15 protein-coding genes are annotated in these 14,851 nt (G+C 68.9%); 10 read left to right on the top strand and 5 right to left on the bottom strand.

Features of this window, described 5'->3' with window-relative positions; translation table 11 throughout:
* The 5 genes from GM672_RS28930 to arsH form a co-directional block, all read left to right on the top strand.
* Window positions 1-309 (top strand): DUF6396 domain-containing protein (locus GM672_RS28930; RefSeq protein ID WP_229417710.1); only part of this gene is annotated, 309 nt, incomplete at its 5' end.
* Between the two features lie 170 nt (window positions 310-479).
* On the top strand, window positions 480-824 hold the full coding sequence (locus tag GM672_RS12935) for an ArsR/SmtB family transcription factor (RefSeq protein WP_155470940.1): 345 nt from the start codon (window positions 480-482) through the stop codon (window positions 822-824).
* The gene (locus tag GM672_RS12930) at window positions 821-2,098 is read left to right on the top strand and encodes an arsenic transporter (RefSeq protein WP_155470939.1); all 1,278 of its coding nucleotides are present in this window, start codon (window positions 821-823) and stop codon (window positions 2,096-2,098) included. Before GM672_RS12935 ends, GM672_RS12930 begins: the two co-directional genes overlap by 4 nt.
* A 10-nt stretch (window positions 2,099-2,108) precedes the next feature.
* Window positions 2,109-2,537, top strand: a complete 429-nt coding sequence (gene arsC, locus GM672_RS12925) for an arsenate reductase (glutaredoxin) (RefSeq protein ID WP_155470938.1) — start codon at window positions 2,109-2,111, stop codon at window positions 2,535-2,537.
* Window positions 2,530-3,240: an arsenical resistance protein ArsH gene (gene arsH / locus GM672_RS12920; RefSeq protein ID WP_155470937.1), complete on the top strand. Its 711-nt coding sequence runs from the start codon at window positions 2,530-2,532 to the stop codon at window positions 3,238-3,240. Before arsC ends, arsH begins: the two co-directional genes overlap by 8 nt.
* 2 nt (window positions 3,241-3,242) lie before the next feature.
* On the opposite strand, the gene GM672_RS12915 is transcribed toward arsH, so the two are convergent.
* Window positions 3,243-4,004 carry a carbonic anhydrase gene (locus GM672_RS12915; RefSeq protein ID WP_155470936.1) on the bottom strand — a complete coding sequence of 254 codons (762 nt, stop codon included), beginning with the start codon at window positions 4,002-4,004 and terminating at the stop codon, window positions 3,243-3,245.
* A 386-nt stretch (window positions 4,005-4,390) separates the two neighbouring features.
* A complete protein-coding gene (locus GM672_RS12910; RefSeq protein ID WP_155470935.1) occupies window positions 4,391-5,374 on the bottom strand; it encodes an aldo/keto reductase in 984 nt (327 codons plus the stop codon).
* 103 nt (window positions 5,375-5,477) lie between these two features.
* On the opposite strand from GM672_RS12910, the gene GM672_RS12905 reads away from it, so the two are divergent.
* Window positions 5,478-6,392, top strand: a complete 915-nt coding sequence (locus tag GM672_RS12905; RefSeq protein ID WP_155470934.1) for a LysR family transcriptional regulator — start codon at window positions 5,478-5,480, stop codon at window positions 6,390-6,392.
* Window positions 6,393-6,411: 19 nt separating this feature from the next.
* On the opposite strand, the gene GM672_RS12900 is transcribed toward GM672_RS12905, so the two are convergent.
* The 3 genes from GM672_RS12900 to GM672_RS12890 form a co-directional block, all read right to left on the bottom strand.
* Entirely contained in the window at window positions 6,412-6,984 is a 573-nt protein-coding gene (locus GM672_RS12900) for a gamma carbonic anhydrase family protein (RefSeq protein WP_155470933.1), read from the bottom strand.
* Between the two features lie 18 nt (window positions 6,985-7,002).
* Complete coding sequence (locus tag GM672_RS12895) at window positions 7,003-7,971, bottom strand: threo-3-hydroxy-L-aspartate ammonia-lyase (RefSeq protein WP_155470932.1); 969 nt, start codon at window positions 7,969-7,971, stop codon at window positions 7,003-7,005.
* Between the two features lie 69 nt (window positions 7,972-8,040).
* On the bottom strand, window positions 8,041-8,682 hold the full coding sequence (locus tag GM672_RS12890) for a helix-turn-helix transcriptional regulator (RefSeq protein WP_155470931.1): 642 nt from the start codon (window positions 8,680-8,682) through the stop codon (window positions 8,041-8,043).
* 130 nt (window positions 8,683-8,812) lie between these two features.
* Here GM672_RS12890 and GM672_RS12885 point away from each other — a divergent pair, with 130 nt between their 5' ends.
* From GM672_RS12885 to GM672_RS12870, 4 genes are read left to right on the top strand one after another with little or no spacing between them, the layout of a single operon-like run.
* Window positions 8,813-9,148 carry a hypothetical protein gene (locus tag GM672_RS12885; RefSeq protein ID WP_155470930.1) on the top strand — a complete coding sequence of 112 codons (336 nt, stop codon included), beginning with the start codon at window positions 8,813-8,815 and terminating at the stop codon, window positions 9,146-9,148.
* A gap of 51 nt (window positions 9,149-9,199) precedes the next feature.
* Window positions 9,200-10,441: a TolC family protein gene (locus tag GM672_RS12880; protein ID WP_155470929.1), complete on the top strand. Its 1,242-nt coding sequence runs from the start codon at window positions 9,200-9,202 to the stop codon at window positions 10,439-10,441.
* Entirely contained in the window at window positions 10,438-11,655 is a 1,218-nt protein-coding gene (locus tag GM672_RS12875) for an efflux RND transporter periplasmic adaptor subunit (RefSeq protein ID WP_155470928.1), read from the top strand. Before GM672_RS12880 ends, GM672_RS12875 begins: the two co-directional genes overlap by 4 nt.
* Window positions 11,645-14,803 carry an efflux RND transporter permease subunit gene (locus GM672_RS12870; RefSeq protein ID WP_229417709.1) on the top strand — a complete coding sequence of 1,053 codons (3,159 nt, stop codon included), beginning with the start codon at window positions 11,645-11,647 and terminating at the stop codon, window positions 14,801-14,803. Before GM672_RS12875 ends, GM672_RS12870 begins: the two co-directional genes overlap by 11 nt.
* The last annotated feature ends 48 nt before the right edge of the window (window positions 14,804-14,851 follow it).

Here is a 14,851-nt window from a genome sequence, read left to right as displayed (position 1 = left end):
GCCCTGTTCCAGCACCAGCTTGACTGCTTCGGCTCTGAACTCGGGCGTGTATGTTTTCAATTTCATGTGCTTGCCCCTTCCGACAATTTTATCAATCGGAAGTGTCCGAAAAAGTCAGGGTACCTCATACTGAACGATGCTCTGGACAGCAACTCTTTGCTCCGCTTCCCCAACCTGGACAAGGTACTCCCATTGCCGCCAGCCCCGCTCCCGCCATGGACTGGCGACAAGCAGACCCTCATCGATGCCGCAAAAGGCGGGCCGGCCCCATCCGCCGACACTCAGCCGAGTGCTGCAGCACAAAAGTAAGGCGGGCAGCGCCTCAACGCGAGCTGGCCTGCACGGGACCGCATGTGATTGGTGGCCCGCCAGCGACAGCGCCTGAGCTGCCACAGTCGGTGCGACCCCGCGCCACCCGCCCGCACACCAGGACTAGATTGCGCTATAATTCGATAATCGTGGAAATATAAAATCAAATCATGAAAGACAAGACCGTCTTGACCGCCCTCGCCGCCCTGGCCCAGGAAAGCCGCCTGGCCGTGTTCCGCTTATTGGTGCAAGCCGGGCCCCAGGGCCTGGCCGCCAGCAGGATCGCCGAGGCGCTGGACATCGCGCCGTCGTCGCTGTCGTTTCACTTGAAGGAACTGTCCCATGCGGGGCTGCTGACGGCCCGCCACGAGGGCCGCTTCATCTACTACTGCGCCGATATCGGCACGATGAACGGCTTGATCGCCTTCCTGACGGAGAACTGCTGCGGCGGCGTGCCGTGCGACGTGGCCGGCGACGCCGCGTGCGGACCCGTTTGCAAACCGGCGGCCCCATGATGGCGCTGCTGATCTTTGTCGCCACCCTCCTCTTCGTCATCTGGCAGCCGCGCGGGCTGGGGATCGGCTGGAGCGCGGCGGCCGGTGCGGCCGTGGCGCTGGCTTGCGGCGTCATTGACGTGGCCGATATTCCCGTCGTCTGGCACATCGTGTGGAATGCCACCGGGGCCTTTGTCGCCATCATCGTCATCAGCCTGCTGCTGGACCGGGCCGGCTTCTTCGAGTGGGCCGCGCTGCATGTGGCGCGCTGGGGTGGCGGCAGCGGGCCGCGCCTGTTCGTGCTGCTCGTGCTGCTGGGCGCGGCCGTGGCGGCACTGTTCGCCAACGACGGCGCGGCGTTGATCCTCACGCCCATCGTCATCGCCATGCTGCGCGCGCTGCGCTTCGAGGCCCGCGCTACACTGGCTTTCGTCATGGCGGCCGGCTTCATCGCCGATACGGCCAGCCTGCCGCTGGTGGTGTCGAACCTCGTCAACATCGTGTCGGCCGATTATTTCGATATCGGCTTTGCCCGCTACGCCGCCGTGATGGTGCCCGTCAATGCCGTGTCCGTGGCCGCCAGCCTGGGCGTGCTGTGGCTGTTCTTCCGCGCCGATATCCCGGCCCGCTACGACGTGACGCAGCTGCGCCCGCCCACGGCGGCCATCCACGACCGCGCAACCTTCATGACGGGGTGGTGGGTGCTGGCCGGCCTGCTGGCCGGCTTCTTCTGGGGCGATGCACTGGGCGTGCCGATCAGCGCCGTTGCCGCCGCCGGCGCCGTGCTGCTGCTGGCCGTGGCCGCGCGCGGGCACCGCATCGCCACGCGCGAGGTGCTGCGCGGCGCGCCGTGGCAGGTCGTCGTCTTCTCGCTGGGGATGTACCTGGTGGTCTACGGCCTGCGCAATGCCGGCCTGACGGAACACCTGACGATACTGCTCGAGCGCTGCGCCGCCCGCGGCATCTGGGCTGCCGCGCTGGGCACGGGCCTGGCCACGGCCGTGCTGTCGTCCATCATGAACAATATGCCCACGGTGCTGGTGGGCGCCCTGTCGATCGACGCCACCGCCACCACGGGCGCCGTGCGCGAGGCGATGGTGTTCGCCAACGTGATCGGCAGCGACCTGGGGCCGAAGATCACGCCCATCGGCAGCCTGGCCACCTTGCTGTGGCTGCACGTCCTCGACAACCGTGGCATCCACATCGCGTGGGGCTACTATTTCCGCGCCGGCCTGGTGCTCACCTTGCCCGTGCTGCTGCTGTCCCTGTCCGCCCTCGCCTGGCGCCTTTCCTGAAGGAGAAACCATGACCGTCACCATCTACCACAACCCGGCCTGCGGCACGTCGCGCAATACGCTGGCCCTGATCCGCAACGCCGGCATCGAGCCCGTCGTCGTCGAGTACCTGACCGCGCCGCCCGACCGCGCCACCCTGGCTTCCCTCATCACTGGCGCCGGGCTGGCCGTGCGCGACGCGATGCGCCAGAAAGGTACGCCCTACGAGGAACTGGGCCTGGACGATCCGGCCATCGGCGACGACGCCCTGCTCGACGCCATGCTGGCCCACCCGATACTGATCAACCGCCCCTTCGTCGTCACGCCGCTGGGCGTGCGGCTGTGCCGCCCGTCGGAGCTGGTGCTGGATATCCTGCCGGCGCCGCAACGGGGCCCGTTCACGAAGGAAGACGGCGAAGCGGTGATCGGCGCCGACGGCCAGCGGGTGCGCCATGGATAAGAGCCTGCCCAATGTGCGCCAGGAGCAGTTCGACATCCCGAGCCTGGACAAGCTGGCGCCCGTGGGCGAACTCGATCACCCGCCGCGCATCCTGCTGCTGTATGGCTCGTTGCGCGAACGCTCCTTCAGCCGCTTTCTCACGGAAGAAGCGGCGCGCATCCTGGAGCGCTTCGGCGCGGACGTGAGGATCTTCGATCCGACCGAGCTGCCGATGGTGGGCAGCGTGGCCGAGGACCACCCCAAGGTGCAGGAGCTGCGGGCACTGTGCCTGTGGTCCGAAGGCCAGGTGTGGTGCAGCCCGGAGCGGCACGGCGCCATCACGGCCGTGATGAAGAACCAGATCGACTGGATTCCATTGGAACAGGGCGCCGTGCGCCCCAGCCAGGGCCGCACCCTGGCCGTCATGCAGGTGTGCGGCGGCTCGCAGTCCTTCAACGTCGTCAATACCCTGCGCCTGCTGGGCCGGTGGATGCGCATGGTGACGATCCCGAACCAGTCCTCGGTGCCGATGGCGTACAAGGAGTTCGACGACGCCGGCCGCATGCGACCGTCGGCCTACTACGACCGCGTCGTCGACGTGATGGAGGAACTGTTCAAGTTCACCCTGCTGCTGCGCGGACGGACGGACTACCTGACCGACCGCTACAGCGAGCGCAGCGAACGGGCCATGAAGGCCATCGACCGGCAGATCGCCAGGCTGTAGATTCAGCGGTTGACGACAATGACTCTGCCGTTCAGCGGCTGGACGGGCCGCGCGTTCATCCGGTACAGCTTGCGAAATGCCGCCAGCTGGCCGGCCGACACTTCCACAGGCTGCTTGAGGATATGCCAGCGCACGCCTTCGCTGCAGGGCGGCGTCGTTAGCGATCCCATATAGCCGTAGTAGGCGCGCTGCGCCGGCAGCAAAGAGTCGGCGTCGAATTCGGCGGCGGCCGCGCGCTTCTCGCCCGCCGTCGCCGGCAAGCTGGCGAAGACGGGCGCCAGGGCGGCATTGTCCCGGCCCCGCTTGAACAACACGGCCACGACGGCCAGGTCGCCCGCATCGTTCTTGTGCGCCAGGTGGGCCACCAGCGGGTAGCGCTTGCCGTTGACGGCTTCCTCGCTGGGCGTGTGGAAGTGGAACTGCACCAGGCGGTAGTTCGAACCGGCCACGTCGATGCCGCCGCCGTCGGCCAGGTCCACCTGCACGGTGTGGCCGTTATTGACGATATCGGCCGCGCTGGCGCGGTAGCCGAAGCCGATCGGCGCTGGCGTGCCCGTGCTGCTTGCCCGGTCGGCGCGGATATCGACGGGAGACTGCGCCTTGCCCTGCCGGCAGGCGGAGAAGTCCGGTGCCAGTTCGCCCCAGTGGGCGGTGCCTGCCTTGCCCTGGTATTCCCAGCGCGCGCCCGACCCTGCCGCCTGCACGCTTGCCGCCGCGGCCAGCGCCGTCAATGCCGCTGCCACCAGATGTAATTTCGCTTTCATGGATACCTTGGTCAATGTGGATAAAAGCCTGCTTGCACGGTTCGCCGTCCCCGCGCACGCGACCGTCCAGCGCCGCACGGGCGGTGGGAACGGGCTGGTGGGACGGGTGTCTGACCGGCGGTGGCCGGCGCATGGGGCGATACCGAAGAAGTGGCGATGGCCACCGTCATCGCGCTGCCGCGTCCTGCTCCGTGTCGGAGGCCGGGACGTCAACGGATGGCGCGGTAGCGGCGAGCAGGCGCCGGCCGGACCGCGTTGGCATACGAACGAATCGTACACTTAGATTGTATACAATCTAGGAAGATCGGCAAGGAGGGAGAGGCCGCGACGCGAAAAAACGACAGCGGCCGTCAATCAAGGACGCCGGAACGCTCCGGCTCCGCCGGTCAGCGGCTGACCAGTTGCTGCAGCTTGGCCGGGTAGCGCGCGCCCTGCACGGTGATGCCCGCCAGCGCCGTGTCGATGTCGGCCAGTTCGGCCGGGGTCAACGCGATGTCGGCGGCGGCGACGTTTTCCTCCAGGCGGTGCACCTTGGTGGTGCCGGGAATCGGCACGATCCACGGGCGCTGGGCCAGCAGCCAGGCCAGCGCCAGCTGGGCCGACGTGACCTGGCGCTGGGCCGCGATGCGGGCCAGCAGGTCCACCAGAATGCCGTTCGCTTCCCGTGCCTCGGGCGCGAAGCGCGGTACCGTGTTGCGGAAGTCGTCCCTGGCGAAGGTCGTGCTCGCGGCGATGGCGCCGGTGAGGAAGCCCCGGCCGAGGGGGGCGAACGGCACGAAGCCGATGCCCAGTTCTTCCAGCACTGGCAGGATGTCCCCCTCCGGTTCGCGCCACCACAGGGAGTATTCGCTTTGCAGGGCGGCCAGCGGCTGCACGGCGTGGGCACGACGGATCGCGTCGACACCCGCTTCGGACATGCCGAAGTGCGCCACCTTGCCCTCCTCGATCAACTCCTTGACGGTGCCCGCCACCTCCTCCACCGGCACGGCAGGATCGACGCGGTGCTGGTAGAACAGGTCGAGGCGGTCCACGCGCAGGCGCTTCAACGATGCTTCGGCCACGGCGCGGATATTCTCCGGGCGGCTGTCCAGCCCCGCGTTGACGTCGGCATTGCGAAAGCCGAACTTGGTGGCGATGACGACCTGGCCCCTGAAAGGCGCCAACGCTTCGCCAACGACGTCCTCGTTGATGCCGGCGGCGTAGACTTCGGCCGTGTCGAAGAAGGTGACGCCCCGCTCAACGGCGGCGCGAATCAGCCGGATGGCATCGGCCCGGTCGGATGCGGGGCCGTAGCCATGGCTCAGGCCCATGCAACCCAGACCCAGCGCGGACACTTCCAGGCCGCTCCTGCCCAATATGCGTTTTTGCATGAATGTCTCTCCCGTGCGTGGTGTAAATGGAAACAGTGTAGGTAGAAACCACCGCGATAATAAGCTGCTAAGATCGGGATGTTCTTATGAAATGGACTCATGAATGCGTCGAGACTTCAACGACCTGCTGGCCTTCGTGACGGTGGCGCGCGAAGGCAGCTTTACCCGCGCCGCGGGCGTGCTGGGCGTCTCCCAGTCGGCGCTGAGCCACACGATCCGGGGCCTGGAGGCGCGCCTGGGCATCCGCCTGCTGACGCGCACGACGCGCAGCGTATCGACGACGGAGGCCGGCGAGCGGCTGATGACGACGGTGGCGCCGCGCATGGACGAAATCGAGGCGGAGATGGCGGCGCTGTCGGAGTTTCGCGACCGCCCGGCCGGCACCATCCGCATCACGACGGCCGAACACGCGGCCAACTGTATACTGTGGCCGAAGCTGCGCCCGTTCATCGCCCAGTACCCGGACATCAAGGTGGAAGTCAATATCGACTACGGCCTGACCGATATCGTCGCCGAGCGCTACGACGTCGGCGTGCGCCTGGGCGACCAGGTCGCCAAGGACATGATCGCCGTGCGCATCAGCCCGGACATCACGATGGCCGTCGTCGCCTCGCCCAGTTATTTCGCCACGCGTCCGCCGCCGAAGACCCCGCATGAACTGGTGCTGCACAACTGTATCAACCTGCGCATGACCACCAGCGGCGCCATCTATGCGTGGGAGTTCGAACGGGACGGCAAGGCCCTCAACGTCCGCACGGAAGGCCAGCTGACGTTCAACAGCACGACGCCCCGCCTGCGCGCCGCCCTCGACGGCTTGGGTCTGGCCATGGTCCCCGGTGACATGGCCAGGGACGATATCGCCGCAGGGCGACTGATACAGGTGCTGGCCGACTGGATGCCTACCTTCCCCGGCTACCACGTCTACTATCCCAGCCGGCGGCAATCGTCGCCCGCCTTCTCGCTGCTCGTCGCCGCCCTGCGGCACGAGGAAGGCCGCTGCGATAAATTAGAAGTCTGACACCGGCTCGGCGGCGCGCTCAGCCGGGATGCGGCGTGCTGGCGGCGATGGCGTGGCTGATGCCCTGGACCAGGTAGTTGTCCTTGACGCGCACGTAGTGCTCGGCCGAGTAGCGCAGCCAGGCGATTTCGTCGGCCGTCAGGGCGCGTACACGCCGCACGGGGCGGCCCACGTACAGGTAGCTGCTTTCCAGCGTCTTGCCGGGCGGGACCAGGCTGCCGGCGCCGATCATCACGCGCGGCTGGACGACGACGTCGTCCATTACGATCGAGCCCATGCCCACCAGGCACTCGTCGCCGATGGTGCAGCCGTGCAGCAGTACCGAGTGGCCGATGGTGACGAAGTCGCCGATCAGCAGCGGCGAGCCGAGGGGCTTCTTGTCGTTCCTGTGGGAGACGTGGCCCATGGCGAAGTCCTGCACGTTCGAGCAGCGGCCGATGCGGATGTGGTTGACGTCGCCCCGCAGCACGGCATTGCACCACACGGAGCTGTCGGCACCGATGTGGACGTCGCCGATCAGCTGGGCCGTGTCCTGCAGGTAGACCCGTTCGCCGAGGATGGGCGACGTGTCCAGGTAGTTCGAAACGGGCATGGGGCTCCTTGTAGGTGATCAGCCGGCCAGGAACGTGGCCAAACGGGCCAGGTCGATATTGCCGCCGCTGATGATGATGCCGACCCGCTTGCCGCGCAGCTGCTCCTTCATGTCGCGGGCGGCGGCGAAGCCCAGGCAGCCGGTCGGCTCCACCACGAGCTTCATCCGTTCGGCGAAGAAGCGCATGGCTTGCACCAGGGCGTCGTCCGTCACGGTCAATATATCGTCGACGTCGCGCTGGATGATGGGGAAGGTGTGCCGCCCCAGGTGCTGGGTCTGGGCGCCGTCGGCGATGGTCTGCGGCGTGTCGATATGGACGATGGTGCCCGCGCGGAACGACTGCTGGCCGTCATTGCCGGCTTCCGGTTCCACGCCGTACAGCTTGCAGTCGGGCGACAGCGCGCGCGTGACCAGGGCCGAGCCGGACAGCAGGCCGCCCCCGCCCAGGCAGACGAACAGCGCGTCCAGCGGCCCCGTTTCCTCGAACAGCTCGCGCGCCGCCGTGCCCTGCCCTGCCAGCACGTCCGGGTGATCGTAGGGGGGAATCAGGGTCAGGCCATGCTGTTCGGCCAAATCGCGGCCGATCTGTTCGCGGTCTTCCTTGTAGCGGTCGTAGACGACGACCTTGCCGCCGTAGCCCCGCGTGGCGGCCACCTTGGCGGCCGGCGCGTCGTGCGGCATGACGATGGTGGCGGGAATATCGAGCAGCTGGCCGGCCAGAGCGATGGCCTGGGCGTGGTTGCCCGACGAGAAGGCGACGACGCCGGCACGCCGCTGCTCGGGCGTGAACTTCGACAGCGCGTTGTAGGCGCCACGGAACTTGAAGGCGCCCATGCGCTGCAGGTTCTCGCACTTGAAGAACAGCTGCGCGCCCGTTTCGGCGTCGGCCGTGCGCGACGTCAGCACGGGCGTGCGGTGGGCAACCCCGGCGAGACGGGCGGCGGCCTGGACGACATCTTCGTAGGTGGGGAGTTGGAGCGTGCTCATCGGTTCGGTCCTTGTCGGCAGGTTATTGGACAGCTGGTGTAGACAGTTTATCCAATTTTACACATAACGTCAAAACACCTGCTTGATGTCGTTGTATGCCGTGGCCCGCGAGATGCCCAGGTGGGCGGCGGCAATCTCCATGGCCCGGCGCACTTCAAGGAAGCCTTCGGCCTGCAGCTCCCGCATCAGCGCGCGCCGGTCGTCCGCCTTCAGCAATTGCGGCGACGTTGCGCGCCCCGTGGTGAACTGGTCGATGCGCCGGCGGATGGTTTCCGCGTTGGCCGGGTCGAGCGACTCGCGCACGGCGCCGGCGTCGGTCGCATTGAACTGGGCCAGCGCGCTCTGAAGGGGCCGGAACAGGCTCAGGTCCACGTTCATGCACAGCGCGGCGATGTAATGCCCGTCCGCGTCCTTGATGCCGATCGACGTGCTCTTGGCGGGCCGGCCGTCGGCGAAATGGTTCGCATAGTTGGCCACGACCTGGGGATAGCCGGCGTCGGCGATGCGGGCCCGGCCCAGCTCCGTGGCGGGGTCGCTGGCGGCGCGTCCGGACAGGTTGTTGTGGATCGCCAGCACGGAGTGCTCGGGGTCGCGCAGGTCGTGCACCACCACCTCGCAGAACGGGGCAAAGGTCTGCGCCAGGCCGTCGGCAATCTGGCGCACCTGTTCGATCAGCAGCGCGTGCTGGGGGTTGGTGTCGGGTTTGGGCATATTGGACATTTTATCCAGTTTTGGCACGATTTGGCCGATTCGGCCGATTCGGCCGATCTGGCCGATCTGCCCACGGGGTCGGCGCCGGGGAAGGTGCTATGATGCCGTTCCCTGGTCTCCAGATTTCGCCATGCGTCGTTGGATCGTCATCCTGCTGCTGCTGATCTACCCTTTCCAGCTCGCGCTGGCACTGGGCGACCGCTGCTGCCTGACAACGCCCGCCGGTGTGACGCACCACGGCGTCGACACGGCCAAGCCCGTGTTCACGGCCGGGGACAACGCCAGCGCGGCCGACCCGCACTGCTCGGCCTGCGTGTTCGGCCAGATCCTCAGCATCCCCCAGGGCTTCACGGTGATTCCTCCGCTGTACCAGCCTGGCGCCGCGCCGGCGCTGCCCTTCCCACCCCTGCAATCGCTGCCCGCCGGCCGCCCTGAGCGGCCCCAATGGATGCCTGACGCCGCATAAGGCGCGCCGGCATGCCGGCGCCCGATCCGTCTTTCACCATCAGGAGCACCCATGAACACGCAACGAGTACTCGTCGCGGCCGTGGTGTCGGCATTCGTTCTAGCCCGCAGCGCTGCTGCCGGCACGATCACTGCCGACCCGGCCACGCCGCACGCCGTCGAACTGCCCACCGCCATCGCGCTGGCCCTCGACCACCACCCCGCCCTGCGCGCCGCCGCCGAGGAAGTGGCCGCCACCGAGGCGGACGTCCAGCAGGCCGGCCGCCGGCCCAATCCTGAACTGGCCTGGCTGCGCGAAGGCCACCGCGCCGGCAATCGCACCACGACATTGCAGCTGAACCAGCCCATTGAACTGGGCGGCAAGCGCGCCGCCCGCGTCGCCGTGGCCGAAGGGGCCCTGGCCGTCGCCGGCGGCGAGCAGCAGGACCGGCGCCAGGCCGTGCGCGCCGACGTCATTGCCGCCTATTACGCCGCGCTGGGCGCGCGCGAACGCCAGCAACTGGCGCAAGCCACGTTCGAACTGGCCGGCCGGGGCCTGGACGCCGTCGCCCTGCGCGTCGCCGCCGGCAAGGTCTCGCCCATCGACGCGGACAAGGCCCGGCTGGCCCAGGCCGATGCCCGCCTGGAGCAGGCCCGCGCCGACGGCGAGCTGGCCATCGCGCTGGCACGCCTGCAGGCGCTGACGGGGCAAGCCGTGGCACCGAAGGATGACGCGGCGCCGCTGCCCGACCTTGGCCCCCTGCCGGCGGCGCAGGTGGCGGCAACGGAGGGGCCGGCCGTGCGCCAGGCGCGGCGCCAACTGGCCTTGCAGCAGGCCCACGTCAAGCTGGCGCGGGCGAACCGCCTGCCCGATGTGACCTTCACGGTAGGCAGCCAGCGCGACGACCAGCTGGCCGGACGCCAGGCCGTGCTGGGCCTGGCCGTACCCCTGCCCCTGTTCGACCGCAACAGCGGCAACGTCGCGGCGGCCCAGGCCCGCACCCGCCAGGCCGAGGCGGGCCTGCAGGCGGCGGAACTGGCCGCGCGCGCCGAGACGACGGCCGCCTGGCTGCGCTACCGCCAGGCGCGCGACGAAGCGTTGGCCCTGGAACACGACGTCGTGGCCGTTGCCCGCTCCATCTACGAATCGACCCTGCGGGGCTTCGAGTTCGGCAAGTTCGACTACCTGGACGTGCTGGACGCCCAGCGCACGTGGTTCGGCGCCCGCGCGCGCCGCCTGCAGGCCACCCAGGACGCCTGGCAAGCCCACGCGGCGCTGCAGCGCCTGGCCCCCATTGAAGAGATCCGACCATGAAACTTCCGAACAAACAATGGCGCATCGTCGCCCTGCTGTGCCTCGTGGCCGCCGTGCTGGCCGCGCTGATCCTGTGGCGCCAGCCCGGCGCGCCGGCCACGCCGGAAGAACACGCCGGCCACGCCGACTCGCACGGGCACGATGACCGCCACGAGGAACAGCAGGCGCCCCCCGAGGCCAGGGACGATATCGTCATGACGGCCGCGCAGGTGCGCGCCAACGGCATCGGCCTGGAACAGGCGAGGCCCGCCCGCATCCAGGAATTGCTGCACCTGCCGGCCCAGGTCAGTGTGGATGCCGAACGCACGGTGGCCGTGGCGGCGCCCGGCGCCGGGATGGTCCAATCCGTCGCCGTCACGCCCGGCGACACGGTGGCCAAGGGCCAGGCGCTGCTGGTGCTGCACAGCCCCGAGGTGGCCGTGTGGCGCGCCGAACTGGCCACGGCACGCCAGCGCCGGCTGCAGGCCGACGCCGTGTTCCATCGCGAACGGCAGTTGTGGGAAGAGCGCATCTCGGCACGCCAGGACATGGAAGCGGCGCAGGCCGCGCTGGCCGAAGCCCGGATCGCCGAGCAGGCCGCCCAGGGCCGCTTGAGCGCGCTGGGTATCGGCACCACGGGCGGCGCTGCGCTGACCGGTGCCGTCACCGTGCGCGCGCCGATTGCCGGCGTCGTCATCGAACGGCCCGTCACCGCGGGCGGCACCGTCGACGCCGGCAAGCCCCTGCTGACGGTGGCCGACCTGGGTCGCGTGTGGATCGAGGCGGCCCTGCCGACGGAGAACCTGCCCCAGGTTCGCATCGGCATGCCGGCCACGATCAGCGCCGCGGCACTGGAGAAACCGCTGGCCGCTACCGTCTCCTTCGTCGGCCCCGTGCTGGGCGAGACGACACGGATGGCGACCGTGCGCGTGACCCTGGCCAATCCCGGCCTGCGGCTGCGGCCCGGCATGCTGGCGACGCTGGACCTGATGGGCCAGCACGCCGACGCGGCTGTGACGGTGGCCAGCGATGCCGTGCAGACCATCCACGAACGCAGCGTCGTGTTCGTGCGCACGCCGGGTGGATTCGAGGCCCGCACCGTCGTGCCGGGCCGCGCGGACGGCAAACGCACGGAAATCCTGCGCGGGCTGGCAGCCGGCACGCAGTACGCGGCCGGTGCCAGCTACCTGCTGAAGGCCGACCTGGGCAAGGGCGAGGCAGAGCATGAGCACTGAAATGGACATGGACAAAAGCGCCGGCCGCTCGCCGTTCCAGGCCCTGATCGAGCTGTCGATCGCGCGCCGCTGGCTGGTGCTGTTCACGGCCGCCTGCCTGGCCGCGCTGGGCATCTACAGCTACCGCCACCTGCCCATCGACGCGGTGCCGGACATCACGAACGTCCAGGTCCAGATCAATACGGCGGCGCCGGGTTATTCGCCGCTGGAAGTGGAACAGCGCATCACCTTCCCGCTCGAGACCGTGATGAGCGGCCTGCCGGGGCTGGAGCAGACCCGTTCCCTGTCGAAGTACGGCCTGTCGCAGGTGACGATCGTGTTCAAGGACGGCACCGACATCTACTTTGCCCGCCAGCTGGTTGGCGAGCGGCTGCAACTGGCGCGGGAACGATTGCCGGCCCAGCTGTCGCCGGCGCTGGGGCCGACGGCAACGGGCCTGGGCGAGATCCTGTACTGGACCGTCGAAGCCAGTGCCACGGCGCGCAAGGCCGACGGCACGCCGTACACGCCGACGGACCTGCGCGAAATCCAGGACTGGATCGTCGCGCCCCAGCTGCGCGGCGTGGCCGGCGTCACGGACGTCAATACCATCGGCGGCTACCTGAAGGAATACCAGGTGGCGCCGGACCTGGCCCGGCTGGCCGCCCACGGCCTGGGCCTGGCGGACCTGGTCAACGCGCTGGAGCGCAACAACGGCAACGCCGGCGCCGGCTATATCGAGCGAGGCGGCGAGCAGTTCGTTGTGCGTACGCCCGGCCAGTTGCGCACCCTGGACGAGATCCGCAATATCGTGCTGGACGTCGTGCAGGGCGCGCCGATCCGCGTGCGCGACGTGGCCGACGTGGCGCCTGGCCGCGAGCTGCGCACGGGGGCGGCCACGGAAAACGGCCGCGAAGTGGTGCTGGGCGCCGTCTTCATGCTGATCGGCGAGAACAGCCGTGCCGTGGCCGAAGCGGCCAATGCCCGCCTGCGCGACGTGAACCGTTCGCTGCCGGCGGGCGTGCGCGCCCTGCCCGTCTACGACCGCGCGGTGCTCGTCAACAAGGCCATCGCCACTGTGCGCAACAACCTGGTCGAGGGCGCGCTGCTCGTCGTGGCCGTGCTGTTCGTCTTCCTCGGCAACCTGCGCGCGGCGCTGATCACGGCCCTCGTCATTCCATTGACGATGCTGATGGTGTTTACGGGGATGGTGCAGGCCGGCGTCAGCGCCAACCTGATGAGCCTTGGCGCGCTGGACTTCGGCATCATCGTCGACGGCGCCGTCGTCATCGTCGAGAACTGCATCCGCCGCCTGGCCCACGCGCAAGGCGCGGCGGGCCGCACGCTGACGCGGCAGGAACGCTGCGCCGAAGTGGCGCTGGCCGCCGCCGAAGCGCGGCGCCCGCTGCTGTTCGGCCAGTTGATCATCATGACGGTCTACCTGCCGATCCTGGCGCTGACGGGCATCGAAGGCAAGATGTTCCACCCGATGGCCGTGACGGTGGTGATGGCCCTGGTGGCGGCGATGCTGCTGTCGGTGACGTTCGTGCCGGCGGCGGTGGCGCTGTTCGTCACGCGTCCGCTGGCGGAACGGGAGAACCGCCTGATGGCCGCCGCACGCCGGCGCTACCTGCCCCTGCTGGACTGGACCCTGCGCAATCGCCCCGTGGCGCTGACGGCGGCGCTGCTGGCCGTGCTGCTGGCGGCCCTGCTGGCCACGCGCCTGGGGACGGAATTCGCGCCGAACCTGGAGGAAGGCGACCTGGCCGTACTGACGGTGCGCATTCCCGGCACCAGCCTGCAGCAGTCCGTGCGCATGCAGCAGCAGCTGGAAAGCACCCTGGTGCGCGAGTTTCCCGAGATCGAACACATGTTCGCCCGCATCGGCACGTCCGAAGTGGCGACCGACCCGATGCCGCCGAACGTAGCCGACAGCTACATCATGCTGCGCCCGGAAAGCCAGTGGCCCAGGCCGCGCCGCACGCACGCGGAACTGGTGGCTGCCATCAGCGCGGCGGCCAACCGCATTCCGGGCAACGCCTACGAGTTCTCGCAGCCGATCCAGCTGCGCTTCAACGAACTCATTTCCGGCGTGCGCAGCGACGTCGCCGTCAAGGTGTTCGGCGACGATGCCGAGGCCATGGCCGCCACCGCCCGCAACGTGGCCCAGCGGCTGGGACGCATCGACGGCGCCGTGGAAGTGAAGGTGGAGCAGACCGAGGGCCTGCCGGCGTTGACCCTGCTGGTGGACCGCGACAAGGCGGCACGCTATGGCCTGAACGTGGCGGACGTGCAGGAAGCCTTCGGCACCCTGGTGGGCGGGCGCGACGTCGGCCTCGTGTTCGAGGGCGACCGGCGCTTTGCCATCACCGTGCGCCTGCCCGAAGGCGTGCGCAACGATGTCGATTTCCTGCGCCAGTTGCCGATTGCGCTGCCGGCGCGGGACGGCCGCGCGGCCAGCATTCCCCTGTCGGCCGTCGCCACCCTCGCCTTCGTGCCGGAGGCGAACCAGATCAGCCGCGAGAACGGCAAGCGGCGCATCGTCGTCACGGCCAATGTACGGGGGCGCGACCTGGGCTCCTTCGTGGGTGAGCTCAAGGGACAGCTTGGAAGCATGAAGCTGCCGGCCGGCGTGTGGCTGGCCGTGGGCGGCCAGTTCGAGAACCTGGAAAAGGCCAGCCAGCGCCTGGCCCTGGTGGTGCCGCTGGCCCTGGCCATCGTGTTCGCGCTGTTGTACCTGATGTTTGGCAGCGTGCGCGACGGCCTGCTGGTCTTCACCGGCATTCCGTTCGCCATGACGGGCGGCGTGCTGGCCCTGTGGCTGCGCGGCTTGCCGCTGTCCGTGTCGGCGGCGGTGGGCTTCATTGCCCTATCCGGCGTGGCCGTGCTGAACGGACTGGTGATGATGGCGGCCGTGCGGGCCCTGCGCGACCAGGGCCTGGCGCCGCAAGCGGCCATGCGCGAAGGTGCCCAGTCGCGGCTGCGTGCTGTCCTGATGACGGCCCTGGTGGCGTCGCTGGGCTTCCTGCCGATGGCGCTGGCCACCAGCACGGGCGCCGAGGTGCAGCGCCCGCTGGCCACCGTCGTCATCGGCGGCATCCTGTCGTCGACTGCCCTGACCTTGCTGATCCTGCCGGCGCTGTATGCGTGGGCGTACCGCAGGAAGTAAACCAGGCTTGCAGGGAGCCCACGCGGCTCCCTGTACAATAGCCGCACC

Origin of the sequence: Pseudoduganella buxea (assembly GCF_009720835.1) — a bacterium.
Taxonomy (GTDB): Bacteria; Pseudomonadota; Gammaproteobacteria; order Burkholderiales; family Burkholderiaceae_D; genus Rugamonas; species Rugamonas buxea.
Note: the sequence above shows the minus strand (reverse complement) of the source record. Positions and strands in the feature narration are given on the sequence as shown.

Bases quoted from the DNA above. Each gene is read 5' to 3' on its own strand.
- GM672_RS12890 (WP_155470931.1), bottom strand. From the start codon at position 8,682: ATGCCCAAACCCGACACCAACCCCCAGCACGCGCTGCTGATCGAACAG.
- arsH (WP_155470937.1), top strand. From the start codon at position 2,530: ATGGATAAGAGCCTGCCCAATGTGCGCCAGGAGCAGTTCGACATCCCG.
- GM672_RS12910 (WP_155470935.1), bottom strand. From the start codon at position 5,374: ATGCAAAAACGCATATTGGGCAGGAGCGGCCTGGAAGTGTCCGCGCTG.
- GM672_RS12930 (WP_155470939.1), top strand. From the start codon at position 821: ATGATGGCGCTGCTGATCTTTGTCGCCACCCTCCTCTTCGTCATCTGG.
- GM672_RS12900 (WP_155470933.1), bottom strand. From the start codon at position 6,984: ATGCCCGTTTCGAACTACCTGGACACGTCGCCCATCCTCGGCGAACGG.
- arsC (WP_155470938.1), top strand. From the start codon at position 2,109: ATGACCGTCACCATCTACCACAACCCGGCCTGCGGCACGTCGCGCAAT.
- GM672_RS12870 (WP_229417709.1), top strand. From the start codon at position 11,645: ATGAGCACTGAAATGGACATGGACAAAAGCGCCGGCCGCTCGCCGTTC.
- GM672_RS12905 (WP_155470934.1), top strand. From the start codon at position 5,478: ATGCGTCGAGACTTCAACGACCTGCTGGCCTTCGTGACGGTGGCGCGC.
- GM672_RS12935 (WP_155470940.1), top strand. From the start codon at position 480: ATGAAAGACAAGACCGTCTTGACCGCCCTCGCCGCCCTGGCCCAGGAA.
- GM672_RS12875 (WP_155470928.1), top strand. From the start codon at position 10,438: ATGAAACTTCCGAACAAACAATGGCGCATCGTCGCCCTGCTGTGCCTC.
- GM672_RS12895 (WP_155470932.1), bottom strand. From the start codon at position 7,971: ATGAGCACGCTCCAACTCCCCACCTACGAAGATGTCGTCCAGGCCGCC.
- GM672_RS12885 (WP_155470930.1), top strand. From the start codon at position 8,813: ATGCGTCGTTGGATCGTCATCCTGCTGCTGCTGATCTACCCTTTCCAG.
- GM672_RS12880 (WP_155470929.1), top strand. From the start codon at position 9,200: ATGAACACGCAACGAGTACTCGTCGCGGCCGTGGTGTCGGCATTCGTT.
- GM672_RS12915 (WP_155470936.1), bottom strand. From the start codon at position 4,004: ATGAAAGCGAAATTACATCTGGTGGCAGCGGCATTGACGGCGCTGGCC.